This window comes from Xanthomonas sp. NCPPB 1826, from assembly GCF_056725285.1.
The window spans coordinates 1,475,656-1,500,721 of sequence record NZ_CM161521.1 but is presented as its reverse complement, the minus strand read 5'-3'; the positions used below and the strand labels follow the sequence as shown (position 1 = coordinate 1,500,721).

General features: G+C 66.2%; 29 protein-coding genes. 18 read left to right on the top strand and 11 right to left on the bottom strand.

Features of this window, described 5'->3' with window-relative positions; translation table 11 throughout:
- Nucleotides 1-102: 102 nt before the first annotated feature.
- Complete coding sequence (rpsT, locus tag AC1PLA_RS06495) at nucleotides 103-372, top strand: 30S ribosomal protein S20 (protein WP_002807888.1); 270 nt, start codon at nucleotides 103-105, stop codon at nucleotides 370-372.
- Between the two features lie 91 nt (nucleotides 373-463).
- On the opposite strand, the gene obgE is transcribed toward rpsT, so the two are convergent.
- The 3 genes from obgE to rplU all read right to left on the bottom strand — a co-directional run bounded on the left by obgE (nucleotide 464) and on the right by rplU (nucleotide 2,357).
- A complete protein-coding gene (gene obgE / locus AC1PLA_RS06490) occupies nucleotides 464-1,513 on the bottom strand; it encodes a GTPase ObgE (RefSeq protein WP_016901714.1) in 1,050 nt (349 codons plus the stop codon).
- Between the two features lie 250 nt (nucleotides 1,514-1,763).
- A complete protein-coding gene (rpmA, locus tag AC1PLA_RS06485; protein ID WP_010365804.1) occupies nucleotides 1,764-2,024 on the bottom strand; it encodes a 50S ribosomal protein L27 in 261 nt (86 codons plus the stop codon).
- 12 nt (nucleotides 2,025-2,036) lie between these two features.
- Nucleotides 2,037-2,357, bottom strand: coding sequence for a 50S ribosomal protein L21 (gene rplU, locus AC1PLA_RS06480; protein WP_016901712.1), 321 nt, complete (start codon nucleotides 2,355-2,357; stop codon nucleotides 2,037-2,039).
- Between the two features lie 291 nt (nucleotides 2,358-2,648).
- Here rplU and uvrA point away from each other — a divergent pair, with 291 nt between their 5' ends.
- Together uvrA and AC1PLA_RS06470 are read left to right on the top strand one after the other, a co-directional pair.
- On the top strand, nucleotides 2,649-5,615 hold the full coding sequence (uvrA, locus tag AC1PLA_RS06475) for an excinuclease ABC subunit UvrA (protein ID WP_016901711.1): 2,967 nt from the start codon (nucleotides 2,649-2,651) through the stop codon (nucleotides 5,613-5,615).
- Nucleotides 5,615-6,022: an acyl-CoA thioesterase gene (locus tag AC1PLA_RS06470; protein ID WP_016901710.1), complete on the top strand. Its 408-nt coding sequence runs from the start codon at nucleotides 5,615-5,617 to the stop codon at nucleotides 6,020-6,022. Before uvrA ends, AC1PLA_RS06470 begins: the two co-directional genes overlap by 1 nt.
- 262 nt (nucleotides 6,023-6,284) lie before the next feature.
- Here AC1PLA_RS06470 and AC1PLA_RS06465 read toward each other — a convergent pair whose 3' ends face one another.
- On the bottom strand, nucleotides 6,285-6,725 hold the full coding sequence (locus AC1PLA_RS06465; protein ID WP_481105811.1) for a copper chaperone PCu(A)C: 441 nt from the start codon (nucleotides 6,723-6,725) through the stop codon (nucleotides 6,285-6,287).
- Between the two features lie 53 nt (nucleotides 6,726-6,778).
- Between AC1PLA_RS06465 and AC1PLA_RS06460 the strand changes: the two genes are divergently transcribed.
- The 4 genes from AC1PLA_RS06460 (at nucleotide 6,779) to AC1PLA_RS06445 (ending at nucleotide 10,486) form a co-directional block, all read left to right on the top strand.
- Nucleotides 6,779-7,549, top strand: coding sequence for an enoyl-CoA hydratase/isomerase family protein (locus AC1PLA_RS06460; protein ID WP_039510285.1), 771 nt, complete (start codon nucleotides 6,779-6,781; stop codon nucleotides 7,547-7,549).
- 71 nt (nucleotides 7,550-7,620) lie between these two features.
- Nucleotides 7,621-8,535 (top strand): acyl-CoA thioesterase II, encoded by a 915-nt coding sequence (gene tesB / locus AC1PLA_RS06455; RefSeq protein ID WP_016901707.1) that lies wholly within the window; start codon nucleotides 7,621-7,623, stop codon nucleotides 8,533-8,535.
- A gap of 148 nt (nucleotides 8,536-8,683) precedes the next feature.
- Nucleotides 8,684-9,193, top strand: coding sequence for a putative signal transducing protein (locus AC1PLA_RS06450; RefSeq protein ID WP_046342020.1), 510 nt, complete (start codon nucleotides 8,684-8,686; stop codon nucleotides 9,191-9,193).
- Nucleotides 9,194-9,292: 99 nt separating this feature from the next.
- Entirely contained in the window at nucleotides 9,293-10,486 is a 1,194-nt protein-coding gene (locus AC1PLA_RS06445) for an RNA polymerase sigma factor (protein WP_481105810.1), read from the top strand.
- 186 nt (nucleotides 10,487-10,672) lie between these two features.
- On the opposite strand, the gene AC1PLA_RS06440 is transcribed toward AC1PLA_RS06445, so the two are convergent.
- The gene (locus AC1PLA_RS06440) at nucleotides 10,673-11,410 is read right to left on the bottom strand and encodes an EF-hand domain-containing protein (protein ID WP_481105809.1); all 738 of its coding nucleotides are present in this window, start codon (nucleotides 11,408-11,410) and stop codon (nucleotides 10,673-10,675) included.
- Here AC1PLA_RS06440 and AC1PLA_RS06435 point away from each other — a divergent pair.
- Together AC1PLA_RS06435 and AC1PLA_RS06430 are read left to right on the top strand one after the other, a co-directional pair.
- Entirely contained in the window at nucleotides 11,301-12,215 is a 915-nt protein-coding gene (locus AC1PLA_RS06435; protein ID WP_039519976.1) for an arginyltransferase, read from the top strand. The two genes, AC1PLA_RS06440 and AC1PLA_RS06435, sit on opposite strands and share 110 nt — an antisense overlap.
- 52 nt (nucleotides 12,216-12,267) lie before the next feature.
- A complete protein-coding gene (locus tag AC1PLA_RS06430; protein ID WP_481105808.1) occupies nucleotides 12,268-13,497 on the top strand; it encodes an endonuclease/exonuclease/phosphatase family protein in 1,230 nt (409 codons plus the stop codon).
- Nucleotides 13,498-13,610: 113 nt separating this feature from the next.
- On the opposite strand, the gene purT is transcribed toward AC1PLA_RS06430, so the two are convergent.
- Nucleotides 13,611-14,810 (bottom strand): formate-dependent phosphoribosylglycinamide formyltransferase, encoded by a 1,200-nt coding sequence (gene purT / locus AC1PLA_RS06425; RefSeq protein WP_481105807.1) that lies wholly within the window; start codon nucleotides 14,808-14,810, stop codon nucleotides 13,611-13,613.
- 127 nt (nucleotides 14,811-14,937) lie between these two features.
- On the opposite strand from purT, the gene AC1PLA_RS06420 reads away from it, so the two are divergent.
- The 4 genes from AC1PLA_RS06420 to AC1PLA_RS06405 all read left to right on the top strand — a co-directional run bounded on the left by AC1PLA_RS06420 (nucleotide 14,938) and on the right by AC1PLA_RS06405 (nucleotide 17,231).
- Nucleotides 14,938-15,807, top strand: coding sequence for an SPFH domain-containing protein (locus AC1PLA_RS06420; RefSeq protein WP_016901700.1), 870 nt, complete (start codon nucleotides 14,938-14,940; stop codon nucleotides 15,805-15,807).
- 9 nt (nucleotides 15,808-15,816) lie between these two features.
- Nucleotides 15,817-16,101 carry a hypothetical protein gene (locus tag AC1PLA_RS06415; RefSeq protein ID WP_016901699.1) on the top strand — a complete coding sequence of 95 codons (285 nt, stop codon included), beginning with the start codon at nucleotides 15,817-15,819 and terminating at the stop codon, nucleotides 16,099-16,101.
- On the top strand, nucleotides 16,098-16,277 hold the full coding sequence (locus AC1PLA_RS06410) for a type II toxin-antitoxin system antitoxin (protein ID WP_481105806.1): 180 nt from the start codon (nucleotides 16,098-16,100) through the stop codon (nucleotides 16,275-16,277). The genes AC1PLA_RS06415 and AC1PLA_RS06410 overlap by 4 nt, the downstream gene beginning before the upstream one ends.
- 156 nt (nucleotides 16,278-16,433) lie before the next feature.
- Nucleotides 16,434-17,231, top strand: a complete 798-nt coding sequence (locus AC1PLA_RS06405; RefSeq protein WP_481105805.1) for a M15 family metallopeptidase — start codon at nucleotides 16,434-16,436, stop codon at nucleotides 17,229-17,231.
- A gap of 37 nt (nucleotides 17,232-17,268) precedes the next feature.
- On the opposite strand, the gene AC1PLA_RS06400 is transcribed toward AC1PLA_RS06405, so the two are convergent.
- The 5 genes from AC1PLA_RS06400 to AC1PLA_RS06380 all read right to left on the bottom strand — a co-directional run bounded on the left by AC1PLA_RS06400 (nucleotide 17,269) and on the right by AC1PLA_RS06380 (nucleotide 21,805).
- On the bottom strand, nucleotides 17,269-17,943 hold the full coding sequence (locus tag AC1PLA_RS06400; protein WP_481105804.1) for a DNA-3-methyladenine glycosylase family protein: 675 nt from the start codon (nucleotides 17,941-17,943) through the stop codon (nucleotides 17,269-17,271).
- A 2-nt stretch (nucleotides 17,944-17,945) separates the two neighbouring features.
- Nucleotides 17,946-18,317, bottom strand: coding sequence for a DUF423 domain-containing protein (locus tag AC1PLA_RS06395; protein WP_481105803.1), 372 nt, complete (start codon nucleotides 18,315-18,317; stop codon nucleotides 17,946-17,948).
- Between the two features lie 95 nt (nucleotides 18,318-18,412).
- Nucleotides 18,413-19,594: a polyketide cyclase gene (locus AC1PLA_RS06390; protein WP_039519954.1), complete on the bottom strand. Its 1,182-nt coding sequence runs from the start codon at nucleotides 19,592-19,594 to the stop codon at nucleotides 18,413-18,415.
- A 373-nt stretch (nucleotides 19,595-19,967) separates the two neighbouring features.
- Complete coding sequence (locus AC1PLA_RS06385; RefSeq protein ID WP_016901693.1) at nucleotides 19,968-20,609, bottom strand: response regulator; 642 nt, start codon at nucleotides 20,607-20,609, stop codon at nucleotides 19,968-19,970.
- Nucleotides 20,609-21,805 (bottom strand): sensor histidine kinase, encoded by a 1,197-nt coding sequence (locus AC1PLA_RS06380; RefSeq protein WP_016901692.1) that lies wholly within the window; start codon nucleotides 21,803-21,805, stop codon nucleotides 20,609-20,611. The genes AC1PLA_RS06385 and AC1PLA_RS06380 overlap by 1 nt, the downstream gene beginning before the upstream one ends.
- 226 nt (nucleotides 21,806-22,031) lie before the next feature.
- Between AC1PLA_RS06380 and AC1PLA_RS06375 the strand changes: the two genes are divergently transcribed.
- The 5 genes from AC1PLA_RS06375 (at nucleotide 22,032) to AC1PLA_RS06355 (ending at nucleotide 25,047) form a co-directional block, all read left to right on the top strand.
- Nucleotides 22,032-22,631, top strand: a complete 600-nt coding sequence (locus AC1PLA_RS06375) for a GNAT family N-acetyltransferase (RefSeq protein WP_016901691.1) — start codon at nucleotides 22,032-22,034, stop codon at nucleotides 22,629-22,631.
- 3 nt (nucleotides 22,632-22,634) lie between these two features.
- A complete protein-coding gene (gene minC, locus AC1PLA_RS06370; RefSeq protein WP_016901690.1) occupies nucleotides 22,635-23,381 on the top strand; it encodes a septum site-determining protein MinC in 747 nt (248 codons plus the stop codon).
- Nucleotides 23,382-23,416: 35 nt separating this feature from the next.
- Nucleotides 23,417-24,226 (top strand): septum site-determining protein MinD, encoded by an 810-nt coding sequence (gene minD / locus AC1PLA_RS06365; RefSeq protein ID WP_016901689.1) that lies wholly within the window; start codon nucleotides 23,417-23,419, stop codon nucleotides 24,224-24,226.
- Between the two features lie 2 nt (nucleotides 24,227-24,228).
- Nucleotides 24,229-24,486, top strand: a complete 258-nt coding sequence (gene minE / locus AC1PLA_RS06360; protein ID WP_005994583.1) for a cell division topological specificity factor MinE — start codon at nucleotides 24,229-24,231, stop codon at nucleotides 24,484-24,486.
- Between the two features lie 69 nt (nucleotides 24,487-24,555).
- Nucleotides 24,556-25,047, top strand: coding sequence for a hypothetical protein (locus AC1PLA_RS06355; protein WP_481105802.1), 492 nt, complete (start codon nucleotides 24,556-24,558; stop codon nucleotides 25,045-25,047).
- Nucleotides 25,048-25,066 lie beyond the last annotated feature (19 nt).

The following is a 25,066-nucleotide window of genomic DNA, read 5'->3' as shown; positions in this document are numbered from 1 at the left end:
CGCTGCATCCCTCTTGACAACTGACTTGACGTACATAACTAAGCCCATCATACTTTCCCGCTTGCTTTTTCCACTACACCGATTTTTCAGGAACCCACCACCGTGGCCAATATCAAGTCCGCCAAGAAGCGCGCCAAGCAGACCGTCGTGCGCAATGAGCGCAACACGGGCCAGCGTTCGATGCTGCGCACCGCCGTCAAGAAGGTGATCAAGGCCCTTGACGCCAACGATGCTGCAGGCGCCGAAGCTGCTTTCGCCGTTGCTCAGCCCATTCTCGACCGTTTCAGCGCCCGTGGCCTGATTCACAAGAACAAGGCTGCGCGTCACAAGAGCCGTCTGACCGCTCGCATCAAGGCCATCAAGGCCGCGTAAGCGAGCCGTGTTGGCATCACCGCAGGCCTGGCTTGCGGTGGCATAGAAAAACCCGGCCTTGGCCGGGTTTTTTGTGTGCCTGCGCATGCGCTCAGCCGGCATTGCGCGCCTCGAGCTCGTCCTCGCGCTGACGGTCGAAGAACGCCATGATGTCCTTCATGATCGGGAAGGTGCCATCGCGGCCCAGCGCCGAGACCAGATACCACGGCGCGGTCCAGCCAAGCTCGGCCACGATCGTCTCGGCCGCAGCGCGCGCCTCGTCCTCGAACATCAGGTCGGCCTTGTTGAGCACCAGCCAGCGCGGCTTCTTCAGCAACTCGGGATCGTGGCGCTCCAGCTCGCGCTCGATGGTGCGCACCTGATCCACCGGCGACGCCTCCACCCCACCATCCATTGGCGAAATGTCCACCAGATGCAGCAGCAGACGGGTGCGCTGCAGATGGCGCAGGAACTGCGTGCCCAGCCCGGCACCGTCGGCCGCGCCCTCGATCAGGCCCGGCACGTCGGCGATGACGAAGCTGCGATACGCCTCGACGCTGACCACGCCCAGATTCGGGTACAGGGTGGTGAACGGGTAATCGGCCACCTTCGGGGTTGCCGAGGACACCGCGCGGATCAGGGTGCTCTTGCCCGCATTGGGAAAGCCCAGCAGGCCAACATCGGCCAGCAGCTTCAGCTCCAGCTTGAGCAACCGCTCCTCGCCCTCTTCACCGGTGGTGGACTGGCGCGGCGCACGGTTGACCGAGCTCTTGAAATGCATGTTGCCCAGGCCGCCCTTGCCGCCCTTGGCCACCAGCAGGCGATCGCCATGCTGGGTCAGGTCGCCGATGACTTCGTCGGTCTGCACATTCATCACCACGGTGCCGACCGGCACCACGATGATGCGGTCTTCGCCGCCCTTGCCGTAGGCCTGGCGACCCATGCCGTTCTCGCCGCGCTGCGCCTTGAAGGTACGCTCATGCCGGAAGTCGACCAGCGTATTGACGTTCTCGTCGGCCACGATCCACACGCTGCCGCCATTACCGCCGTCGCCACCATCGGGCCCACCGAGCGGGATGAACTTCTCGCGGCGAAAGCCGACACAGCCATTGCCGCCATTGCCGGCACTGACCAGGATTTCTGCTTCGTCGACTAACTTCATGAGCTTGCAACCGGGAATTGGGAATGGGGAATAGGGAATCGGCCAAAGAAACCAGCCTGACCCCTGCCGGCGAGCGCACTCACCAGCAAGACAGCAAAGAGCGAGAAGAAACCAGGAGCCGGCTTTTCCGATTCCCGATTCCCGATTCCCCACTCCCGGCCGTCAAACGAAAAACCCCGCAAAAGCGGGGCTTTCCGTCTCGTCCGCCAGGCATGGATGCCTGACGGACTGGCCTGCATGGAGCGGGCGATTACGCCTCGGCAACCACGCTGACGGTACGACGCTTCTTCGCACCCTTGACCGAGAACTCCACCTTGCCGTCGACCAGCGCGAACAGGGTGTGGTCACGACCGAGGCCGACGCCGGCGCCCGGATGGAACTGGGTGCCACGCTGACGCACGATGATGTTGCCGGCATCGATGGCCTGGCCACCGAAGATCTTCACACCCAGGTACTTCGGGTTGGAATCGCGACCGTTGCGCGAGGAACCTACGCCTTTTTTATGTGCCATGACTGGTTCTCCTTACTTCTTATCGCCACCGGCGATGCCGGTGATCTCGATTTCGGTGTAGTACTGACGGTGTCCCTGACGCTTCATGTGGTGCTTGCGGCGACGGAACTTGATGATGCGCACCTTGTCGGCGCGGCCATGGGCCACAACCTTGGCGGTGACCGAGGCGCCCTTCAGCGCATCGCCCAGCTTGATGCCATCGCTATCGCCCAACATCAGGACGGTGTCGAACTTGATCTCGTTGCCAGCTTCGACTTCGAGCTTTTCCACGCGGAGCGTTTCGCCCTGCGCGACGCGGTATTGCTTACCGCCGGTTACCAGAACTGCGTACATGACCAGGTTTTCCTCTGTAGTTATTATGGTCGCACTGACGTGCCCTAGGGCAGACAGGAGCGGGATTGTACGGGCTGGCGGGGTTTGGGGTCAACCTGCCGGCCGCCGGAGCGCGGCCACGCCCGATCCACCCGTGCAACGCATCATCCGGCCGCCACAGGCGCCCCGTCAGACTGGCATTTGGGGCAATTGCCCTCACCTAGGTCGGCGGGTAGGCTGATCGACTGCCACTCATTCCTGCTGAGCACGCTCGCACCACTGCCGGTTCGCCGGCCCGACATCGGATCCCCCATGGCGATGGATTTCATCCGCATCCGCGGCGCGCGGACGCACAACCTCAAGAACATCGACCTCGACCTGCCTCGCGACAAACTGATCGTGATCACCGGCCTGTCCGGCTCGGGCAAGTCGTCGTTGGCGTTCGACACCATCTATGCAGAAGGCCAGCGCCGCTACGTCGAGTCGCTGTCGGCGTATGCGCGCCAGTTCCTCAGCGTGATGGAAAAGCCGGACCTGGACCACATCGAAGGCCTGTCCCCGGCGATTTCGATCGAACAGAAATCGACCTCGCACAACCCGCGCTCCACGGTCGGCACGATCACCGAGATCTACGACTACCTGCGCCTGCTGTACGCGCGCGTCGGTCAGCCGCGCTGCCCGGACCACGGCTTCCCGCTGGAGGCGCAGACCGTCAGCCAGATGGTCGACCACATGCTCACGCAGGACCAGGAGCAGCGTTACATGCTGCTGGCGCCGGTGATCCGCGAACGCAAGGGCGAGCATGCGCAGGTGTTCGAGCAGCTGCGCGCGCAGGGCTTTGTGCGCGTGCGCGTGGATGGCGAGCTGTACGAGATTGACGCGGTGCCGCCGCTGGCGCTGCGCCAGAAGCACACCATCGAGGCGGTGATCGACCGCTTCCGTCCGCGCGAAGACATCAAGCAACGGCTGGCGGAAAGTTTCGAGACTGCGCTCAAGCTCGGCGAAGGCATGGTCGCGGTGCAGTCGCTGGACGACCCGGCCGCGGCGCCGCACCTGTTCTCGTCCAAGTATAGCTGCCCGGTCTGCGATTACTCGCTGCCGGAGCTGGAACCGCGGCTGTTTTCGTTCAACGCACCGGTGGGCGCCTGCCCCAGCTGCGACGGCCTGGGCGTGGCCGAGTTCTTCGACCCGGATCGCGTCGTGGTGCATCCGGAGCTGTCGCTGTCGGCCGGCGCGGTGCGCGGCTGGGATCGGCGCAATGCCTATTATTTCCAGCTGATCGCCTCGCTGGCCAAGCACTACAAGTTCGACGTGGACGCGGTGTGGAACACGCTGCCGGCCAAGGTGCGCCAGGCGGTGCTGTTCGGCAGCGGCGATGAGGTGATCAGTTTCACCTACTTCACCGATGCGGGCGGGCGCACCACCCGCAAGCACCGTTTCGAGGGCATCCTGCCGAACCTGGAACGCCGCTACCGCGAAACCGAGTCTCCAGCCGTGCGCGAAGAGCTGACCAAATACGTCAGCCAGCAGCCCTGCCCGGCCTGCAACGGCACGCGCCTGAATCGTGCCGCGCGCAACGTGTTCGTGGCCGACCGCCCGCTGCCCGAACTGGTGGTGCTGCCGGTCAACGAGGCACTGAGCTTTTTCCGCGGCTTGTCGCTGCCGGGTTGGCGTGGCGAGATCGCCAGCAAGATCGTCAAGGAGATCGGCGAACGGCTGGGCTTCCTGGTCGATGTGGGCCTGGATTACCTGACCCTGGAACGCAAGGCCGACACCTTGTCCGGTGGCGAGGCGCAGCGCATCCGGCTGGCCAGCCAGATCGGCGCCGGCCTGGTCGGGGTGATGTATGTGCTGGACGAGCCATCGATCGGCCTGCATCAGCGCGACAACGAACGCCTGCTCGGCACGCTGACGCGGCTGCGCGATCTGGGCAATACCGTCATCGTCGTCGAGCATGACGAAGACGCGATCCGCCTGGCCGATTACGTGCTGGACATCGGCCCCGGCGCCGGCGTGCACGGTGGCGAAATCTGCGCGCAAGGCTCGTTGCAGGACATCCTGGATGCACCCGGCTCGCTGACCGGCCAGTACCTGTCGGGCAAGCGCCGCATCGAGATCCCCAAGCAGCGCCACAAGCCCAACCCGAAGATGATGCTGCATCTGCGCGGGGCGACCGGCAACAACCTGAAGAATGTCGACCTGGATATTCCGGCCGGCCTGTTGACCTGCATCACCGGCGTGTCCGGCTCGGGCAAGTCCACCCTGATCAACGACACCTTGTTCTCGCTGGCCGCCAACGAGATCAACGGCGCCTCGCATCCGGTGGCCGCGCATCGCGAGGTGGAGAATCTGGATCTGTTCGACAAGGTCGTGGATATCGACCAGTCGCCGATCGGGCGCACGCCGCGTTCCAATCCGGCCACCTACACCGGCATGTTCACGCCGTTGCGCGAGCTGTTCGCGCAGGTGCCGGAAGCGCGTGCGCGCGGCTATTCACCGGGCCGTTTCAGCTTCAACGTGCGCGGCGGCCGCTGCGAGGCCTGCCAGGGCGATGGCCTGATCAAGGTGGAGATGCACTTCCTGCCTGACGTCTACGTGCCCTGCGATGTCTGCCACGGCAAGCGCTACAACCGCGAGACGCTGGAGATCCGCTACAAGGGTTTCAACATCAGCGACGTGCTGCAGATGACCGTCGAGGACGCGCTGCGGCTGTTCGAGCCGGTGCCGTCGATCGCACGCAAGCTGGAAACGCTGGTGGATGTGGGCCTGAGTTACATCAAGCTGGGCCAGAGCGCGACCACGCTGTCCGGCGGCGAGGCGCAGCGCGTCAAGTTGTCCAAGGAACTGTCGCGCCGCGATACCGGACGTACCCTGTACATCCTCGACGAGCCGACCACCGGCCTGCACTTCCATGACATCGAAGCGCTGCTCGGCGTGCTGCACAAGCTGCGCGACGAGGGCAACACGGTGGTGGTGATCGAACACAATCTGGACGTGATCAAGACCGCCGACTGGATCGTGGATCTGGGCCCGGAAGGTGGCCATCGCGGCGGCAGTATCCTGGTCTCCGGCACGCCGGAAGATGTGGCTGCGCACAAGGCGTCCTACACCGGGCAGTTCCTGGCCAAGATGCTGCCATCGGTGAAGGCGCGCGAGACCCGGCCGGCGGCGATGGCCAACAAGCCCGATGCGCGCCCGCCACGCAAGGTCAAACCGGAGAAGGTGGCGAAAGTCGCCAAGTCCGCCACCAAGAAAACCGCAAAGAAGAAGGCAAGCTGATGAGCGAAGAGCACAAGGTGTTGGCACGCATCCCGATCAGCGTGCGCTGGCGCGACATGGACAGCATGGGCCATGTCAACAACGCCAAGTACATTTCGTATCTGGAGGAAGCGCGCGTGCGCTGGATGCTGGGCGTTGAAGGCGTGGCGATGACCGACCGCATCGCGCCGGTGGTCGCGGCCACCAACGTCAACTACAAGCGCCCGTTGGTGTGGCCAAACGACATCCTGGTGGAACTGTTCGTCGAGCGCCTGGGTAGCAGCAGCATCACCATCGGTCACCGCATCCTCGACCAGAAGGACGAGGGCGTGCTGTATTCCGATGGCAACGTGGTGGTGGTGTGGATCGACACGCAGACCGGCAAGAGCGCATCGCTGCCGGACGCGGTACGCGCCGCCAGCAGCTGAGATTTGCCAGTTGCGCGCTGGAGATCCAGCGCCATAAGACGACGGCGGCTCTTCCGGGAGCCGCCGTTTTTGTTTGCAGCGATCCTGTCATGCCGCTGCGCGATACCACCGACAGGCCGCGTGATCGAGACCGGACTGACACAGTGAAGTGGCGGCTACCTGCCACCACGCATCGCGTTTGATCGGCAACATCGCGTAGTGGGCTCTGCAAGAACTGCAACCTGCACGGCTGCAGCCTCGCTCAGCCACGCACTGCGCGCGTTTACGAACCCGGCGCGCGCTTGCGCGCCTGCAGCGTGGTCTTGATCTCGCGGCCATCCTGCAAAGTAAAGGTCACCGGCACCTGCGCGCCTTCCTGCAGCGGCACACGCGCTTCCATCAGCATCAGATGCAGGCCGCCCGGCGCAAGCGGCACCGACTTGCCGGCCGGCAACGCCAGCTCCGGCACCGCGCGCATGCGGCTGACGCCGTTGGTTTGCGTGGTCTCGTGGATGGACACATCGGCAAACGCGCTGCTCTTGGCCGCGGTGACCTGCAACGGCTGCGCACAGCCATTGTGGAACTGCCCGAAGCCCGCGGCCATGCCCATGCCACCGGGTGGCGGAATGCGGATCCAGCCGTCCTTAAACTCGGGCAGGCACTGCGCGCCAGCGCCTGCACTTGCCAGCATCACCCATGCACCGAGCAGCACGCGTCCGCACATGCGCTGCCTGCTTCGACTGCCGTCTATCATGACCCAACCTCCAGGAGCCCCGAATGAGCATCCAGATCTTAGACCATGGCCGTCTTCGCGAAATCCGTCTGGCGCGCCCGCCGGTCAATGCACTGGACAGCGCGCTGTGCCAGGCCCTGAGCGTTGCGGTGCAGCAGGCCGGCGAGGAGACCGATGGCATCGTGCTGTCGGGCAGCGAGCGGATCTTTTCCGGTGGCATGGACGTGCCGCATCTGCTGGCACACGGCACCAACCGCGCCGCGTTGCTGGCCAGCTGGACGGCCTTCTTCGAGGCCGCGCAGGCGCTGGCCAACAGCCGCGTGCCGGTGGTTGCGGCCATCGGCGGGCATGCGCCGGCCGGCGGCTGCGTGCTGGCACTGTGCTGCGACTACCGGGTGATGGCACGCAGCGCCGATACCGCCAAACCCTATGCGATCGGCTTGAACGAGGTGCAGGTGGGCCTGGCCGCGCCGGAAGGCATCCAGCGCCTGCTGCGCCGCGTGGTCGGGGCGCACCGCGCTGAGCGCCTACTGATCTCCGGGCAGCTGTTGCCGGCCGAGCAGGCAGTCACGATCGGCCTGGTCGACGAACTGGTCGATGGCGAGTTGGTCACCGCCCGCGCGGTGGCCTGGCTGCAGGACCTGCAGCAGCTGCCGCGCCAGCCGATGCTGACCACGCGCGCGATTGCCCGCGCCGATCTGCGCGCGGCGCTGGCGCCCGAGCTGATCCAGCTGGAGCGCTTCATCGACGGCTGGTACGCGCCGGATGCGCAGGCCGCCCTGCACGGCCTGGTGGCGCGGCTGCAGAAGGCCTGACGCCGCTCCCGCACGGCGCGCAGGGGGCGGCCCGCTATAATCGCGGTCCGTCGCACGCCCAGGCCAGCCCCTTGTCCGCCACTGCCGAACCCGTCGTCTCCGAACTGATCAGCCTGCTGTCGCTGGAGCGCCTGGAAGACAACCTGTTCCGCGGCCAGAGCCGCGATATCGGCACCAAGTACGTGTTTGGCGGACAGGTGCTGGGCCAGGCGCTGGCCGCCGCGCAGGCCACCGTGGACAACGGCCGCCAGGCGCACTCCCTGCATGCCTATTTCCTGCGCGCCGGCAATATCGACCACCCGATCGTCTACGACGTCGATCGCACCCGCGATGGCGGCAGTTTTTCGGTGCGCCGGGTCACTGCGATCCAGCATGGCAAGGTGATCTTCTTCTGCGCGGCCTCGTTCCAGCAGCGCGAAGACGGCGCCGAACACCAGTCCGCGATGCCGGTGGTACCGCCGCCCGAAGACATCGAACCCACCCCGCCGCTGGCGGCGGAGGTGCTGGAGAAACTGCCTGCCAAGGTGCAGCGCTGGCTGTCGCGTGGCGGCCCGTTCGAGTTTCGCCATGTGTTTCCGCGCGACGAACTCAAGCCGCCCAAGCGCCCGCCGTTCCAGCAGATGTGGCTGCGCCTGAGCGACCCGGTCGGCGACGACGTCGGCCTGCACCAGGCCTTGCTGGCCTATGCCTCGGATTTTCAGCTGCTGGGCACCTCCACCTTTCCGCATGGCATCAGCTACTACACGCCGAATGTGCAGATGGCCTCGCTCGATCACGCACTGTGGTTCCACCGCCCGTTCCGCACCGACGACTGGCTGCTGTACTCACTCGACAGCCCCACCGCACAGGGTTCGCGCGGCCTGGCGCGCGGGCAGTTCTTCACCCGCGATGGCGTGCTGGTCGCCAGCACCACCCAGGAAGGCCTGATCCGGGTGGTGCCCGACGGCAGCGCGATCGCGGTGCCGGCAAACGACTCGCCATGTTGATTGCTGCACCGCGTTCGCCGCGCGCAGGCATGCTGATGGCCGCCTGCACTTTCCGGCCTGGATCCACGTCCTTGCCGCTCCTTTCTTTCAGCTCGAGCAAGCGCATTCGCAGCGCGCCCTGCTCGGCAATCGCTGGCACCCCTTAAGCATGCGCAAGATCTTCAGCAGTCAACGTATCGAAACCGCCGAAGGCGTGGCCGATCTCCTGCGCAACGCCGGTATCGACGTGCGCATGAGCAACGGCCGCTCCTACGAGAGCAAGCGCAGCGGCCAGTTCAGCTATCTCGAACAGGGCAACGCCCAGGCCTACCCCACGGTGTGGATCGTGCACGCCGACGACCAGCCGCGCGCCCGCGATCTGCTGCGCGACGCACGCCTGCTCGACACCACCCGCCGCGACCTGCCGAATGTGGAGTACACCTTCCGCGACGGCGAAAACGGCTCGAGCACCAATGCGCGCAGCTGGGCCTGGCGCATCCGGCTGGTGCTGCTGCTGGTGATCGGCGCGGTCGCCATGTTCGTGGTGCTGCGCCATCGCAATGCCCCGGACGCGGCAAGGCCAGTGGCACCGCCGGCCGCGCAGCCAGCGCCCGCCACCACCGCACCGCCAGCCGCAGAGGACGACGAAGTGCGTGTACGGATCCAGCCGGCGCACTGAGCGCAGCCACCCAGCGGTGCGCCAGGCGCCACCGCCATCACGTCGGTCACATCCGCTGCTCGCCTGCGTCATGCTGGGACCAGGACATGGATTGCGCCGATGCACACCGACACGCTGGACCTGATGTTGCAACGCGAATTGCCGGTCGCCGCCGCCGGCTGCGAGCAGGCCTACGGCCGCATCGTGCGCGCCTGCCAGAACACGGTGACCGCCATCGCGCTGGCGATCACCCGCGATATCGCCGCCAGCGAAGACATCGCCCAGGAAGCCTTCCTGCGCGCCTGGCAGCGGCTGGCGCAATTGCATCAGCCGGCCAGCTTCCTGCCGTGGCTGCGGCAGATCACCCGCAACCTGGCGCGCGACTGGCTGCGCGCCAACCGGCATCGCGCGCTCAGCGGCGAAGCGGCGGACCTGGCGATCGCGATGGCCGCCGACCCGGCCCCCTCCCCCGCCGACCAGTTGCTGCAGGTGGAAGAAGAGATCGCCGCGCTCGACATCATTTCTGCATTGCCCGAAGAAAGCCGCGAGACGCTGCTGCTGTTTTATCGCGAAGGCCAGAGTTCGCGGCAGGTTGCCTCGCTGCTTGGCCTGAGCGATGCAGCCGTGCGCAAGCGCCTGTCGCGGGCACGTGCCAGCGTGCGCGGCGAGCTGCTGCGCCGGTTCGGCGAGTTCGCCCGTGGCAGCGCGCCCAGCGTGGCCTTTGCCACCGCGGTGACCTCGGCAACCCTGCTGGCCGCGCCGGGGACCGCGAGCGCGGCCATCGTGCTGACCGGCATGGGGGGCGCGGGCAAGTTAGGCGTGAGCGGGCTGACCGGCTCGGCACTGGGCGGGGGTAGCGCCGCCGGTGCGCTAAGCCTCTGGCTCGGCCTGCCATCGCTATTCGCCGCCGGCGCCGTGCTGGTTACCGGCGTCGGCACGTACTGGTCGTGCTGGTATCTGCTGCGCTTTGCGCAGACCGCCGCCGAAGCAGCGGCGATTCGTCGTTTCCTGCACATCACCACGCTGACGTCGGTGCTGGTGGTGGGCAGCACGCTGCTGCTCAAACGCCTGGATGCCAGCGCATGGACGTCGTTGCTGCTGCTGGGCGCAGGCATGGCGGTGCTCAACTACCAATCCATCCGGGTGCTGCCACGCGTCATGCGCCCGATGCTGGAACGCGATGCGCAACGACGCGGCACCACGCGGGCACCGCTGCTGTATCGCTGCATGTTCAGCCCGGCCGCGATGCTGGTGAGCACGGCAGCGGTCATGCTGCCCATCGTGCGGCACTACATGAAGCTGGGGGTGCTCTGATCCCGGCGTGGCGCCATCGCCGCATGCGGCAAGTGCGGCCATTCCTGTCAACAAAAACGGCCTCCTGCTTGCGCGGGAGGCCGTTGGTCGATCGGCGCCTTGTTGCGTGTTGCTGTTTACATGCTGCGTATGACGACAGCGCTGCCCCGGTCGCAGCACTGCGACCGGGTAAGCGACTGGATGAACTCAGTTGCCCGCGGCAGGCCTGGCCGGCATCGGACGCTTGCCGTGATCGCCATGCTCGCCCTGACCCCAGCGGCCATGCTCGCCACGCTGCTTGGATGCGGCATCGAACTCGGCCTTGCTCAGCTTGCCGTCCTTGTCGGTATCGGCCTTGGCAAACCACGCGTCGCGATGTTGCTGCATGCGCAGCTCACGGTCGGCGCGATCGACAAAGCCGTCCTTGTTGATGTCCATCTCATCGAAGCGCGCGGCGAACTTGGGGTCGGCCTTGGCTTCTTCGCGGCTGATGCGGCCGTCCTTGTTGGTGTCGAGCTTGCTCAGCCATTCGCCGCGTCCACCGCGGCCCGGGCCGCGATGATGCGGGCGCTCGTCGCGCGACAGCTTGCCGTCCTTGTTGGTGTCCAGCGTGTCGAACTGTGCGGCCAGCTTGGGGTCGGCAGCGGCCTCGCTGCGATCGATCACGCCATCGCCGTTCTTGTCGAGTTTGGCAGGACGCGGCGCATCGCCGGCGGCAGGCGGAGCGGCGAACACCGCGCCGGTGGACAGGGCAGCCAGCACGGCCAGTGCGAGAAACGGTTTGCGAGACGTCATGAGAAACTCCTGGAATGTGGGAACCACACGCGGCACCTGCATGGGCCGCATCGCGTGGGTGGCGCATCCGGATCCACCGTGCGCTGCCACCAACACCCACATCAACGAGCCATCGGCGCGCGCGTTGACGCGGCAACCGGGCGTATTCATCCGGCGGACAGTCGCCGCTGTTGCGACGCGCAGGCGCTATCCTGACGCCATGGCCATTCACGCCGACACTCATGACGACCTGCGCCTGTTCCAGACCGGCGAGCATGCCTGTGGCTACTGGTCCGAGCGCCGCGCGCGCGACCTGGTGCTGGATCCGCACGATCCGCGTCTGGGTGCGATCTATCCGCAGGCATTGGCATGGGGATTCCGTCGCTCCGGTGATCTGGTCTACCGGCCGCATTGCGAACGTTGCCGCGCCTGCGTGCCGGTGCGCATCGCGGTGGATGCGTTCCGGCCCGATCGCAGCCAGCGCCGCTGCCTGGCGCGCAACCAGGACCTGGTGGTGCGCGTGGTCGCTGCCGAGCGCACCGACGAACAACTCGCGTTGTACCGACAGTACCTCAAGCACCGCCATCCCGGCGGCGGCATGGACGAACACGGCGCCACCGAATTCGACCAGTTCCTGATCGGCGGCTGGTCGCATGGACGCTTCCTGGAAATCCGCGAACCGGCCGTGGCGCACGCGCCGGGGCGGCTGCTCGCCGTTGCGGTCACCGATGTCACCGAGCATGCGTTGTCTGCGGTCTATACGTTCTACGCACCGGATGCCACTGCGCGCAGCCTGGGCACCTTCGCGATCCTGCAGCAGATCCAGTGGGCGCAACGCGAGCGCCGCGCGCATGTGTATCTGGGCTACTGGATCGACGGCCATGCCAAGATGAACTACAAGCGCCGCTTCAGCGCGCTGGAGGCCTACGACGGCCGCCAATGGCGCGGGCTTCCTGCCGCTGCACCGGAAGGTTGAACCCCGCCGGGACGACATCGGGCTGTCGTCTTGCACATGCGAGAATGTCGCGATGATCAGACCTCTCTTACTGCTTGCGCTGACCGCGCTCTGCGCTGCCTGCGCCCATCAGGCGACCTCTCCGGATACAAGCGCCAAGGCAACTGCCGACTCCGCGCCGGCCCAGCTACGCATCGCGACCTACAACACCTCGCTGTATTCGGATCAGGCCGGCGGCCTGGTGCGCGAACTGCAGGGCGACAGCGCGCATGCGCGCAAGATCGCCGCGGTGCTGCAGCGGGTGCGTCCGGATCTGGTGCTGCTCAACGAGTTCGACTTCGACCCCGAGCACCGCGCCGCCGATCTGTTCCAGCAACGCTATCTGGAGGTCGCCCAGCCGGGCGGCGGCGAAGCGTTGCACTACCCGTATCGCTACCTGGCCCCGGTCAATACCGGCGTGCCGAGCGGCCTGGATCTGGACAACAACGGCAGCGTCGGTGGCGATGGCCGCACCCGCGGCAACGATGCCTGGGGTTACGGATTGCATCCCGGCCAGTACGGCATGCTGGTGCTGTCGCGCTACCCGATCGACACGCAGGCGGTGCGCAGTTTCCAGTTGCTGAAATGGAGCGCGCTGCCGGGTGCGCTGCGCCCGACCGACCCGTCCAGCAAACAAGCGTTCTATCGCGACGCGATCTGGGCGCAACTGCGGCTGTCGTCCAAATCGCATTGGGACGTGCCGGTGCGCACGCCGCTCGGTGTGGTGCACGCGCTGGTCTCGCACCCCACCCCGCCGGTGTTCGATGGCGCCGAGAAGCGCAACGTCGCCCGCAACCACGACGAGCTGCGGCTATGGCGCGAGTATCTGGACAATCCCAAGGACGCCAGCTGGCTGTGCGACGACCAGGGCCGCTGCGGCGGACTGCCCGCCGATGCGCGCTTCGTCATTCTCGGCGACCTCAATAACGACCCGGTCGACGGCGCCGGCCGGCACGATGCGATCCGCGCCTTGATCACGCACCCGCGGGTGCTGCAGTACCCCACGCCGCAGAGTGCAGGCGGCCCGGAAAAAACCGCCGAATACGCTGCGCAAGGCATTGCACATGCGGGCGACCCGCACCAGGTGACCGGCGACTTCGGGCCGCAGGCGGGCACGATGCGGCTGGACTACGTGCTGCCTTCGCGCCAGTTCACCCTGGTCGGCAGCGGCATCTTCTGGCCCGCCAGCGCCACGCCGGAAGCGGCGATCGCCGATGGCAGCGACCATCATGCGGTTTGGGTGGATGTGGCTGGGGGGCGGTGATTGGGGATTGGGGATTGGGGATTGGGGATTGGGGATCTGACGCGTCGGGTGGTCGCTTGTGTCTTGGCGCGATTGCGGTGGTCGCCGCAACCGCGCCATGACCCGCGCAGCGCTCAGTCCAGCTGGATCTGCACTGCCTCTGCGGCTACCCGCGCCTTCGCGCGCGCGGCGTCGATGCTGTCCGCGCGCGCCAGCGTGACGCCGACGCGGCGGTGACCGTCCACGCGCGGCTTGCCGAACAGGCGCAACGCGGTGTCCGGGGCGCGCAAGGCCTGCGCGACATTGTCGAAGACCGGCACGCCGTGACCGTGCGCCAGCAGCGCGCACGAGGCCGAGGGGCCGCTCTGACGGATCACGCCGCCGTTTTCCGCGCCGACCGGCAGGCCGAGAATCGCGCGCGCGTGCAGGGCGAATTCGCTCAGCTCCTGCGAGACCAGCGTGACCAGGCCGGTGTCGTGCGGGCGTGGCGAGACCTCGCTGAACCACACCTCGTCACCCTTGACGAACAATTCCACGCCGAACAGACCCAGACCGCCCAGGTCGTCGGTGATGGCCTGCGCGATCTGCTGCGAGCGCTGCAAGGCGGCCGCTGACATCGGCTGCGGCTGCCAGCTCTCGCGGTAATCGCCGTCCTTCTGCCAATGCCCGATCGGGTCGCAGAACGAGGTGCCGCCGGCATGCCGCACGGTCAACAAGGTGATCTCGTAATCGAAATCGATGAAGCCCTCGACGATGCAGCGGCCGGCACCGGCACGTCCGCCGGTCTGCGCGTAGTCCCAGGCCGCATCGATGTCCGCCTCGCTGCGCAAGGTGCTCTGGCCCTTGCCCGAGGACGACATCACCGGCTTGACCACGCACGGCAGACCCACCGCGGCGATCGCCTCGCGATACTCGGCAGCCGTGTCGACGAAGCGATATGGCGAGGTCGGCAGGCCCAGTGTTTCGGCAGCCAGGCGACGGATGCCCTCGCGGTCCATGGTCAGGCGTGCGGCGCGCGCGGTCGGGATGACCCGCTGGCCCTGCTCGCGCTCCAGTGCGAGCAGCGTTTCGGTATGGATCGCCTCGATCTCCGGCACGATCAGATGCGGCTGCTCCCGGGCGATCAGCGCGCGCAGCGCCTGGGGATCGAGCATGTCCAGCACGTGCGAACGGTGCGCGACCTGCATCGCCGGCGCGTTGGCATAGCGATCGGCGGCGATCACTTCCACCCCGAAGCGCTGCAATTCGATCGCCACTTCCTTGCCCAGCTCGCCCGAGCCCAGCAACAACACGCGGGTGGCGGAAGGCGACAACGGCGTGCCGAGAGTAGTCATGAGCGCAGTCCAGATCGGGAGGGGGCCGCCATTCTAACGGGCCGTCACCATGGCCGCCGGCTGCGCGACTTGCATCAACTGATATCACTTTGATATCTTTTTTTAACTCCCCAAGGACACCCACCTCATGAAAGAGAAGCCGATCAGCTCACTGCCGGGCATCCCGGTCATCCTCGCCGCTGGCGCCGCGTTCGCGGGCGCCGCCTGGTTCATTCTCACGACCCTGGCGGCCGGCAGCCCGACTCCAGCCGGGTTCCTGATTGCGCTGTTGGTGGTGGCGGCGGGCATCTTCATGCTGGCCGGCTTGTACACGCTGGAGCCGAACCAGGCGGCGGTGCTGAGCCTGTTCGGCAAGTACGTCGGCACGGTCAAGGACCCGGGCCTGCGCTGGAACAGCCCCTTCTACGCCAAGCGCCGGGTCAGCCAGCGCGTGCGCAACTTCGAGAGCGGCCGGCTCAAGGTCAACGAACTGGACGGCAGCCCGATCGAGATCGCCGCGGTCATCGTGTGGCAGGTGCTGGACGCTTCCGAGGCGGTCTACAACGTCGACGATTACGAAAGCTTCGTGCATATCCAGTCCGAAGCGGCGCTGCGCGCGATGGCCACCAGCTACCCGTACGACCAGCACGAAGACGATCAGATCTCGCTGCGCAGCCATCCGGCCGAAATCAGCGAACAGCTCAAGCGCCATCTGGACGAGCGCCTGACCCAGGCCGGCGTGGACGTGATCGAAGCACGCATCAGCCACCTCGCCTACGCGCCGGAAATCGCCCAGGCCATGCTGCAACGCCAGCAGGCCAATGCGGTGATCGCCGCACGCACGCGCATCGTCGCCGGTGCGGTGGGCATGGTCGAAATGGCGCTGGCCGAGCTGCAGAAAAACGGCGTGGTACAGCTGGACGAAGAGCGCAAGGCGCATATGGTCAGCAACCTGCTCACCGTGTTGTGTTCTGATCGTGGTACCCAACCGGTGGTCAACGCCGGCTCGCTGTATTGAGGTGATGCAATGAATGTCATGGTGCCGTTGGTCGTCGCGCTTTCCGGCTTGCCTGCATTGGCAATCGCCGCCTCCATCGGTGCGGACGACGACGACCGCGCGCGCGGCCTGGGGCTGCGCTGGGCCCTGATCAGCCTGGTCATCCTGATCGGTGCTGCCTGCCTGTACTGGGCCGGCGACAACCGCGCCGGCATCTACGCAGTGGTGATCGGCATGCTCGTCGGCGTGAATGTCTTGATCGTGTCGATGGTGATGCACCTGCGCCGCCATAGCGGCCGCCAGGAGCGCGAGTGAGCGAGAAGAAGGCCTACCCGCTGCGCATCAACGCCGACGTGCTGGCCGCCGCGCAGCGCTGGGCCGACGACGAACTGCGCAGCCTCAACGCGCAGATCGAATACGTGCTGCGCGATGCGCTACGCAAGGCCGGGCGCCTGCCGAAGCCGCAGGGCGACAATGACGCCGGTGCTTGAACAAAGCACAGGCGTGATTGGTTGAGAGGAAAGCGACTGCTCCCGTTCGTATGCATCCGGCCACCGCTGCTCAACGGAGCATCTCTATCGGCGCACGCCAGCATTCGCCCCGCTTCGGACTGGCAGCCCTCACGTAGCACCCGCTAAGCTGCGTGGATGCGCAATTCTCCACGTCTGCTCCTCAACACCTCCGACATCGAACTGTGGCCGGCAGACCTGCTGCGTGCGCGCGGCAATGCGGATGCACGCGTGCTTGCGCAGGCCGACTGGCTGCTGCGGCGCAAGCGCGACGGGCGCTACCTGGCCGCGCATCTGCCGCAGGGCCTGATGCCGTTGATCCCGCGACTGGCGTACGAGCCGGGGCTGGACGAGGCACTGGCGCTGCTGGAACTGCCAGGCGGGCGTGCATCGGACCGGGCGAGCACGTTGCTGCCGGTCAGCGGCGTGCAGCAGCGGCTGGCGCTGCTGGAAATCGACGTGGAGGCGTATCCACGGCAGACCGGGCTGAGCCTGGTAGCCGAACCTGCTGCCCTGCACTTTGCCGGACGCGATCGTTTTGCACGGCCGTTATGGCTCAGCGCCGGCGCAAGCCGTGCATGGCGACAGATGCGGGCCGACGCTGCACGCGCTGGCGTGCGGCTGGATGCATTGTCCGGCTATCGCAGCCACGATTACCAACTGGCGATCTTCGAACGCAAGCTGGCGCGCGGCCTGACGGTGCCGCAGATCCTGGCGGTCAACACCGCACCCGGCTTCAGCGAACACCATAGCGGCGATGCACTGGATATCGGCACGCTCGGCGAGCCGCCGGTGGAGGAATCCTTCGAAACCACGCCGGCCTTCGCGTGGCTGCGCGACAACGCGGATCGCTTTGGCTACCGGCTGAGTTATCCGCGCGACAATCCCTACGGCATCATCTACGAGCCCTGGCACTGGCGTTGGTCGGCGGCGTAATGCGCGCGGCAAGCCGCATGCACCGCAATGCAACGCCCTATTCCTGCGAGCGCGGCGTCGGCACCTTGGCTGCCACGCTGAAGTCGGCGATCTTCCACAGATAGAACGCCGCGTAGCTGCGGTACGGGCCCCAGCGTTCGCCACGGATGGCCAGCTCCTTCGGTGTCGGCATCTGTTCATGCCTGTCCACGCGCTGGGCGCCCTTGCGCACGCCCAGGTCATCGACGGGCAGCAGATCCGGCCGGCCCAGGCGGAACATCAGCATCATCTCCACCGTCCAGCGGCCGATGCCGCGCACCGGAATCAGCGCCTGCACAATCGCTTCTTCGTCCATGAAGGCGAGCCTGCGCAGGGAGGGAATCTCGCCATCGCGCTCGCGGCGCGCCAGATCGCGTAGCGCCAGCGACTTGTTGCCGGAGACGCCACACGCACGCAGTGCCGCGTCGTCGATGCGACCGAGCGTGTCCGCATGCAGGCGCGGCGCACCGATGGCCGCTTCCACCCGCGCCACGATCGTCGATGCGGCCTTGCCGCTAAGTTGCTGGAACAGGATCGCGCGCGCCAACGCGTCCACCGGATCGAACGGCTTGCGCCAACCCGGCTGCGCGGTGATCGGGCCGATGCGCTTCATCCACGCGCCTAGCGCGCGATCGCGCCGGCTCAGGTACGCAAAGGCGGCCTCCACATCGAATCCGCGGGTATGGCGCGGCATGCTCAGCGCCTGAACGCGCCGATCGCCAGCACCACCCAGCCCAGCATCAGGCTGGTGCCGCCAATCGGTGCCAGGCTGGTCGGCCAGTGCAGCAGCGCGCTGCCGACCAGGCTGCCGGCAAACAGCAGCGTGCCGAGCAACAGCAGATACAGGCCGACCCGGCCGAGTGCACGCGTCTCGGTAGCGCCGAGCACCGTCAGCACGGCGCCGTGGCCGAAGGCGTACAGCGCTGCCAGTTGCAGCCGCGATTGCACCAGCGCATCGGCCACCCCGTGCGAGGCATAGGCCGACAGGCCCACCGCGATGGCGGCCAGCAAGGCGCCGCAAAACGCCAGCAGCGACGGATGTTTCTTGCGACGTTCAAGCAGGGACATAAAGGCGATTCCATTGCAGCGCCGTAGCGCAAAAAAAAACGCGCCGCAGGACTGCGGCGCGTTTTCGTCTGGATCAGATCATCGTGGTGAGACGATTACTTGATGGCCCAGTAGACGTCGTAGGTACCGTCCTGCGTAAACGACTTGTCCACGCCGCCCTTCCACGACTCGTACGGACGCTCGGTCACGTCGTTGCCGTTGGTGGCAGCCCAGGCACGCAGGGAGCTACGCACTGCATCCAGGCCGGCCATGTGGCCTGCGTAGGTCGCAAACGCGGAACGGTGTGCCTTGGTGCGCTCGTACTTGACCGGTGCTTCCGACGGGATGTTGACCTTCAACTCCTCGCCCGCTGCAGCAACCGGGGTTGCATCCACAGGTGCGGCAGCCGCAGCGTCGTCCTTCTTGGCATCAGCCTTGGCGGTGTCGGCCTTGGCATCGGTCTTCGGCGCGCCACCGGCACGCTTGCGGACCGGCTGCACCACGTCGAACGCGTACTTGTCGGTAGCAAAGTCGGTGGTCACGATGCGGACCGGACCAGCAGCCTCGAGGCCGTTGGCGTCCATCACGCGCTTGATCCACTCCTGATTGTCCTTGATCGACTTCTTGATCGTCTCGTTGTCACGATCGATGTTGCCCGCGGTGACGACCAACAGGTCCTCGGCCGGCACATCGACGAGCTTGAGATCGCTCAACACCGGCTTGCCGTCGAGCTGGGCGCGGTAGTCGAAATTCGGCACGGTGGCCAGTGCGGTCGTCAGACGCGACAGACCCAGCTTCAGGTCGTCGCCCACGTGGCGGCTGACATACAGACCGGCATAACGACCGAACAGGTTCCAGCCGTACTTGACGCTGTAGTCCTGGGTGATCTTGACGTTCTTGTTGTTCTTGCCGGTCGGCGCAAGGGTGAAGTTGGTGACTTTGTCGTAGCCCTTGGTGGGATCGTCGATCGAAATCTCAACACGCTCGTTCTTGACGCTGTTGGTGATCTCCCAGCTGCCGTCGCCGATATAGCCTTCGGTAGAGCTGTATTCGACGCGTGCACCCTTGCCCTCGGTCGGGCCGACCAGCTTCAGCTGGATCTTCGGGTCACGCAGCACAAGCGGGTTCCAATCCTTGAAACGACGGAAGCTGTTCACGGTGTCGTAAACAATCGTCATCCTGCGGTTGGTCTCAACACTCTCGGACATCTGCCGCTCCGAGGGCAACACCAAGCCCACCACGACAAACAAGCCAGCCACGATCCCCAAGGCGATCAGGAACTCGATAATACGGGTCATTCAGGAGGTCTCCGGGGCCGATCCCACGGCCGGGTTGAGTGAAGCGAAGCCGCCATCCTAGCAGGCTTCGAGAAAGATGTTCAGTTGTGCGACGGGTAGCGCGGTCTTGCGGTGTCATCCACCGCGCAACTGCGCAGGCCATGACTGCGCAATCCCAACCTGCACAAGGGTTTGGGCAGATTGCGCGCAGCTATCATGCACATCGCGCGATGCCTGTGTGTGATGCGATTGCCGCCAGCGCGGTTTTCGTTCCTCCGGCAGCACGCTTGATCGGCTTGGAAACGACCAGACCACCCCGCCACGCGCTACGCCACGCGCGCGGCGCAGCGCACGCAGCACCGCGCGCCGGCAGCTGCGCCACCTGCGCTGCCGATCAGACCAATTGCAGCTCGAAGGCCTTCAGCACCGCGCGGGTGCGGTCGCGCACGCCGAGCTTGGACAGGATGTTGGAGACGTGATTCTTGATGGTGCCCTCGGCCACGCCCAGCGAGTTGGCGATCTCCTTGTTGGAGAAGCCGCTGGCCATCAGCCGCAGGATCTCGGTCTCGCGGTCGGTCAGCGGATCGGGCCGGTCCAGGCTGACGAACTCGTTGCGCATGTGCTCCAGGCCCGACAGCAGGCGCTGGGTCACCGCCGGCTGCACCAGCGAGCCGCCGTCGGCCACGGTGCGGATCGCGCCGACCAGCTGTTCCAGCGAGACGTCCTTGAGCAGGTAGCCCTTGGCGCCGGCCTTCAGCCCGGCCAGCACCAGTTGGTCGTCGTCGAAGGTGGTCAGGATGATGGTCGGCGGCAGCGTGCCGTTGCGCGAGAGCATCTGCAGCGCCTCCAGGCCGGACATCACCGGCATGCGCATGTCCATCAGCACCACGTCGGGCTGGACCTGCGGGATCTGCTCGACCGCCTGCTTGCCGTCCGAGGCCTCGGCCACCACCTCGATGCCGTTATCCAGCGCCAGCAGCGAGCGGATGCCCTGGCGTACCAGGGTTTGGTCGTCGACCAGGCACACACGGATCATCAGAACACTCCTTGAGTCACGGCCGCAGGCATCAGTGCCGGCGCGCCTGGAACGGAGATGCGCAGGCCGAAGCCGTCACCCCGCCGGGTTTGAATCTCGAGCTGGCCACCATACTGGTTCAGCCGCTCGCGCATGCCGCGCAGCCCGTTGCCGGGCGCCACCGTGTCGGCGCCGTGACCATCGTCGCGCGCGTCGATCAACACGGTGTCGGCGTCGCGCCGCACCTGGATCCACAGGTTGCGCGCACCGGCATGGCGCACCGCATTGGTGATGATTTCCTGGGTACAGCGCAGCAGTACGTGGGCGCGCTCGGGGTCGTCCAGGGTCAGCGGCTGGGCGATGTCCAGGTGGATGTCCAGCGACGGCACCTGGGTCACCAGCGGGCGCAGGGCCGCTTCCAGGTCGATCGCGCCGCTGTCGCGCAGGTGGCTGACCGCTTCGCGCACATCGGTGAGCAGCAGCTTGGCCAGCGTATGCGCCTGGCGCACGTGTTCCTGGGCCTGGCCGTCGGTGATGTGGCCGGCCACTTCCAGGTTCAGGCTCAGCGCGGTGAGGTGGTGGCCGAGCAGGTCGTGCAGTTCGCGCGAGATGCGGGTGCGCTCGTTGACGCGGGCGCTTTCGGCCAGCAGCGCGCGGGTGGCGCGCAGCTCGGCATTGAGCCGGCGCTGTTCTTCGCGGGCATCGGTTTGCTGGCGCGCGACCAGGCTGGTCACGAAGATGAACATCGAAAAGCCGCCGTACAACAGCGACTGCATCAGCGCGGCGAACAGGGTGAAGTCCGGGCGCAGGTAATAGAACACCGGCAACACCGCCAGCTGGCTGAGCACCAGCCAGGCCACGCCGATGCGCAGCGGCAGCAGCCAGGGGATCACCCCGGCCGCCACCATCATCAGGATGCTGCCCAGCCCGGTGCCGCTCAGATAGCTGACCGCCAGCGCGAAGATGGTCAGCAGCAGCAGGATCAGCCGGTCGTACCAATGCGCATGGCCGCCGCTGCTCAGCCCGCGGGTCAGCCAGAAGTAGCTGGCACCGAAGCCGACGAAGAATGCCGACATCAGCAGGCCTTCGGCCACGCTGCGGTGGTCGCCCTCTTCGGCCGCCGGCCAATAGGTGTACACCAAGGGCATGGCGATCATTGCCCAGGTGAACAGGCCGGCGAAGCGCAGGACGCGCGTATGACTGAGGTATCCCAACATGCAGGCATCTTAGGCGCTCGCCGGGCGGCTGCCCTCTTGCCGGAAGTCATGCATACGCGTGGCATGGCGCGACGGCCCTGGTAGCAGGAGCTGCCGGCGTCGGCATGCTGCAGTCGGCTCTCATGCCTGGCTGGCGGCACACGGCGGGTCGCCGCTTCAGGCCACGCATGCAATAATCCGACGCAGATCCGATTTCGGGTCGAGAGCGTTACCCCACGGAGTCCCAATGTCGATCGTTATCCGCGACGTGCGCGAGCACGAGCTCGATTCCGTCCTGGCCCTGAACAACAATGCCGGACTGGCAATCCTGCCGCTGGATTCAACCAAGCTGCAACGTTTCTACGAGCAGGCCGAATACTTCCGCGTCGCCGAGCGCGACGGCAACCTGGCCGGTTTCCTGGTCGGGTTCGGCAGCGGCAGTGCGCATGACAGCAGCAATTTCGCCTGGTTCCGGGACCGTCACCCGGAATTCTTCTATATCGACCGCATCGTGGTCGCCAGCCGCCGTCGCGGCGGTGGCGTCGGGCGTGCGTTCTATGCCGATGTGCAGAGCTACACCGAGTTGCGCTACCCGCAACTAGCCTGCGAGGTGTTCCTGGACCATGGCGCCGATGCGGCGCTGCTGTTCCATGGCAGCTTCGGCTTCCGCGAGGTCGGCCAGAACACCATGGCAGATGTCGAGGTGCGCGCCAGCATGCTGATGAAAGACATGTGCAGCTATCCGTGGGTCAAGGAGACCTATGCCGGCAAGTTGCCCGACCACCTGCCGTGGGTCGGCCGGCCGCGTCATGCCGCCGCCACCGACAACCCGTCGACGGGGAGCTGAGGCGTGGCGAGCGTGAATGTGGATTTTGAACAGGCCGGCGAACTGAAGATCGGCCAGGTGGGCATTGCCAACCTGCGCGTGCGCACGCTGGACGTGCCGCGTCTGGTGCGCGAGATGCGCGAGCGCGTGACCCGCGCGCCGAAGTTGTTCGGACGCGCGGCGGTGATCCTGGATTTCGGCGGCTTGTCGCAGGTACCGGACCTGGCCACCGCCAAGGCGCTGCTGGACGGCCTGCGCGATGCCGGCGTGTTGCCGGTGGCGCTGGCCTACGGCACCAGCGAGATCGACCTGCTCTCGCAGCAGCTCGGCGTGCCGCTGCTGGCCAAGTTCCGTGCGCAATACGAGCCGACCGCGGTGAGCCCGCCGCCGCCCCCGCCGCCACCGGCGCGTGCCGAACCTGCAGCGCCCGCGGCGCGGCCTGCGCCTGGGCGCATGCAACGCAACGCGGTGCGCTCGGGCCAGCAGCTGTACGCGGAGAACTGCGACCTGACTGTGCTCAGTACGGTCGGTGCCGGGGCGGAGGTCATCGCCGACGGCAGCATCCATATCTACGGTACCCTGCGTGGCCGCGCGTTGGCCGGCGCCCAGGGCAACCCTGACGCGCGCATCTTCTGCCGCGACTTCCACGCCGAACTGGTTGCCATCGCTGGCCACTACAAGGTGCTGGACGATGTTCCCATGGACCTGCGTGGCAAGGCCGTCCAGGTCTGGCTGGAGCAGGATCAGATCAAGATCGCTGCGCTGGACTGACGCAGCCCAACCACAGAAATATTCGGAGAAATCCTTTGGCTGAAATCATCGTAGTCACCTCCGGCAAGGGCGGCGTTGGCAAGACCACCACCAGCGCGAGCCTGGCCTGCGGGCTGGCACGGCGCGGCAAGAAGGTCGCCGTCATCGACTTCGACGTCGGTCTGCGCAACCTGGACCTGATCATGGGCTGCGAGCGGCGCGTGGTGTACGACTTCGTCAACGTCGTGCATGGCGAAGCCACGCTCAAGCAGTCGCTGATCAAGGACAAGCGCTTCGACAACCTGTATGTGCTGGCTGCCTCGCAGACCCGCGACAAGGACGCGCTGACCCAAGAAGGCGTGGAGAAGGTGCTCAAGGACCTGGCCGCCGACGGCTTCGACTACATCGTCTGCGATTCGCCGGCCGGCATCGAGAAAGGCGCGTTCCTGGCGATGTATTTCGCCGACCGCGCGGTGGTGGTGGTCAATCCGGAAGTCTCCTCGGTCCGCGACTCGGACCGCATCATCGGCCTGCTCGATTCCAAGACCCGCAAGGCCGAGCAAGGCCAGACCGTGCCGGCCTTCCTGCTGCTGACCCGCTACAGCCCGGGCCGCGTGGAAGGCGGCGAGATGCTCAGCATCACCGACGTGGAAGAAGTGCTGGGGCTGAAGGCCATCGGCGTGATTCCCGAATCCGGTGATGTGCTCAACGCTTCCAACAAGGGCGAGCCGGTGATCTTGGATGCCGAGTCCCCGGCCGGCCAGGCCTACGACGACGCGGTCGCCCGCATCATGGGCGAAGAGCGCCCGATGCGATTCATATCCGTGGAGAAGAAAGGCTTCTTCAGCAAGCTGTTCGGAGGGTAAGCATGGGCCTGCTCGATTTTCTCAAGAGCAAGAAGAACACCGCCGAGACGGCCAAGAACCGCCTGCAGATCATCATTGCGCAGGAGCGCAACCACCGCGGCGGGCCGGATTACCTGCCGCTACTGCAGCGCGAATTGCTGGAAGTGATCAAGAAGTACGTCAACATCGACGCCGATGCGGTGCGGGTTGATCTGGTCAAGGATGGCGAGCATGACGTGCTCGATATTTCGGTCGCCTTGCCCGAAGACGGCGACAAGTAAGTGTCCCCTGCGGCACCGTGTTTGCACGGTGCCGCCTTGACGGCCCGAACCGACCACGAGCCCTTGCGTGTGACCATCGACTCTTCCACCAGCGCCGAGCCAGCCAGCGTGTTGTGCGTGGACGATATCGGCCTGGACGCACCGGCTGCCCTGCTCGCCCGCTATGGCCTGCGCCTGCATCGCGTGGAAGCCGGCGCGCCGATCCCCGGCAGTTTCTGGGGCGAACCGGAAGCCGGCATCATCGGCTGCGATGTCTATGTGCGTGACGACACGCCGGTGCATTCGCTGTTGCACGAAGCCGGGCACCTGATCGTCCTGCCGGCCGACAAACGCGCGGCCGTGCATACCGACGCCACCGACTCGGTGGATGAGGAAGACGCCACCTGTTATCTGCAGATCCTGCTGGCCGAGCAATTGCCGGGCGTGGGCAGCGCGCGCCTGATGACCGACATGGACACCTGGGGCTACACCTACCGGCTGGGATCCACGCGCGCCTGGTTCGAGCAGGACGCGGAAAATGCGCGCAGCTGGCTGCTCGCGCGCAACCTGTTGCCGCAGTAACGCCGGATCGCCGCAACCT

Excerpts from the sequence above, each read along its gene's own strand:
- obgE (WP_016901714.1), bottom strand. The coding sequence starts at position 1,513 with ATGAAGTTAGTCGACGAAGCAGAAATCCTGGTCAGTGCCGGCAATGGC.
- rpmA (WP_010365804.1), bottom strand. The coding sequence starts at position 2,024 with ATGGCACATAAAAAAGGCGTAGGTTCCTCGCGCAACGGTCGCGATTCC.
- rplU (WP_016901712.1), bottom strand. The coding sequence starts at position 2,357 with ATGTACGCAGTTCTGGTAACCGGCGGTAAGCAATACCGCGTCGCGCAG.
- uvrA (WP_016901711.1), top strand. The coding sequence starts at position 2,649 with ATGGCGATGGATTTCATCCGCATCCGCGGCGCGCGGACGCACAACCTC.
- AC1PLA_RS06470 (WP_016901710.1), top strand. The coding sequence starts at position 5,615 with ATGAGCGAAGAGCACAAGGTGTTGGCACGCATCCCGATCAGCGTGCGC.
- AC1PLA_RS06465 (WP_481105811.1), bottom strand. The coding sequence starts at position 6,725 with ATGTGCGGACGCGTGCTGCTCGGTGCATGGGTGATGCTGGCAAGTGCA.
- AC1PLA_RS06460 (WP_039510285.1), top strand. The coding sequence starts at position 6,779 with ATGAGCATCCAGATCTTAGACCATGGCCGTCTTCGCGAAATCCGTCTG.
- AC1PLA_RS06450 (WP_046342020.1), top strand. The coding sequence starts at position 8,684 with ATGCGCAAGATCTTCAGCAGTCAACGTATCGAAACCGCCGAAGGCGTG.
- AC1PLA_RS06445 (WP_481105810.1), top strand. The coding sequence starts at position 9,293 with ATGCACACCGACACGCTGGACCTGATGTTGCAACGCGAATTGCCGGTC.
- AC1PLA_RS06435 (WP_039519976.1), top strand. The coding sequence starts at position 11,301 with ATGGGCCGCATCGCGTGGGTGGCGCATCCGGATCCACCGTGCGCTGCC.
- AC1PLA_RS06440 (WP_481105809.1), bottom strand. The coding sequence starts at position 11,410 with ATGAATACGCCCGGTTGCCGCGTCAACGCGCGCGCCGATGGCTCGTTG.
- AC1PLA_RS06430 (WP_481105808.1), top strand. The coding sequence starts at position 12,268 with ATGATCAGACCTCTCTTACTGCTTGCGCTGACCGCGCTCTGCGCTGCC.
- purT (WP_481105807.1), bottom strand. The coding sequence starts at position 14,810 with ATGACTACTCTCGGCACGCCGTTGTCGCCTTCCGCCACCCGCGTGTTG.
- AC1PLA_RS06420 (WP_016901700.1), top strand. The coding sequence starts at position 14,938 with ATGAAAGAGAAGCCGATCAGCTCACTGCCGGGCATCCCGGTCATCCTC.
- AC1PLA_RS06415 (WP_016901699.1), top strand. The coding sequence starts at position 15,817 with ATGAATGTCATGGTGCCGTTGGTCGTCGCGCTTTCCGGCTTGCCTGCA.
- AC1PLA_RS06405 (WP_481105805.1), top strand. The coding sequence starts at position 16,434 with ATGCGCAATTCTCCACGTCTGCTCCTCAACACCTCCGACATCGAACTG.
- AC1PLA_RS06400 (WP_481105804.1), bottom strand. The coding sequence starts at position 17,943 with ATGCCGCGCCATACCCGCGGATTCGATGTGGAGGCCGCCTTTGCGTAC.
- AC1PLA_RS06395 (WP_481105803.1), bottom strand. The coding sequence starts at position 18,317 with ATGTCCCTGCTTGAACGTCGCAAGAAACATCCGTCGCTGCTGGCGTTT.
- AC1PLA_RS06390 (WP_039519954.1), bottom strand. The coding sequence starts at position 19,594 with ATGACCCGTATTATCGAGTTCCTGATCGCCTTGGGGATCGTGGCTGGC.
- AC1PLA_RS06385 (WP_016901693.1), bottom strand. The coding sequence starts at position 20,609 with ATGATCCGTGTGTGCCTGGTCGACGACCAAACCCTGGTACGCCAGGGC.
- AC1PLA_RS06380 (WP_016901692.1), bottom strand. The coding sequence starts at position 21,805 with ATGTTGGGATACCTCAGTCATACGCGCGTCCTGCGCTTCGCCGGCCTG.
- AC1PLA_RS06375 (WP_016901691.1), top strand. The coding sequence starts at position 22,032 with ATGTCGATCGTTATCCGCGACGTGCGCGAGCACGAGCTCGATTCCGTC.
- minE (WP_005994583.1), top strand. The coding sequence starts at position 24,229 with ATGGGCCTGCTCGATTTTCTCAAGAGCAAGAAGAACACCGCCGAGACG.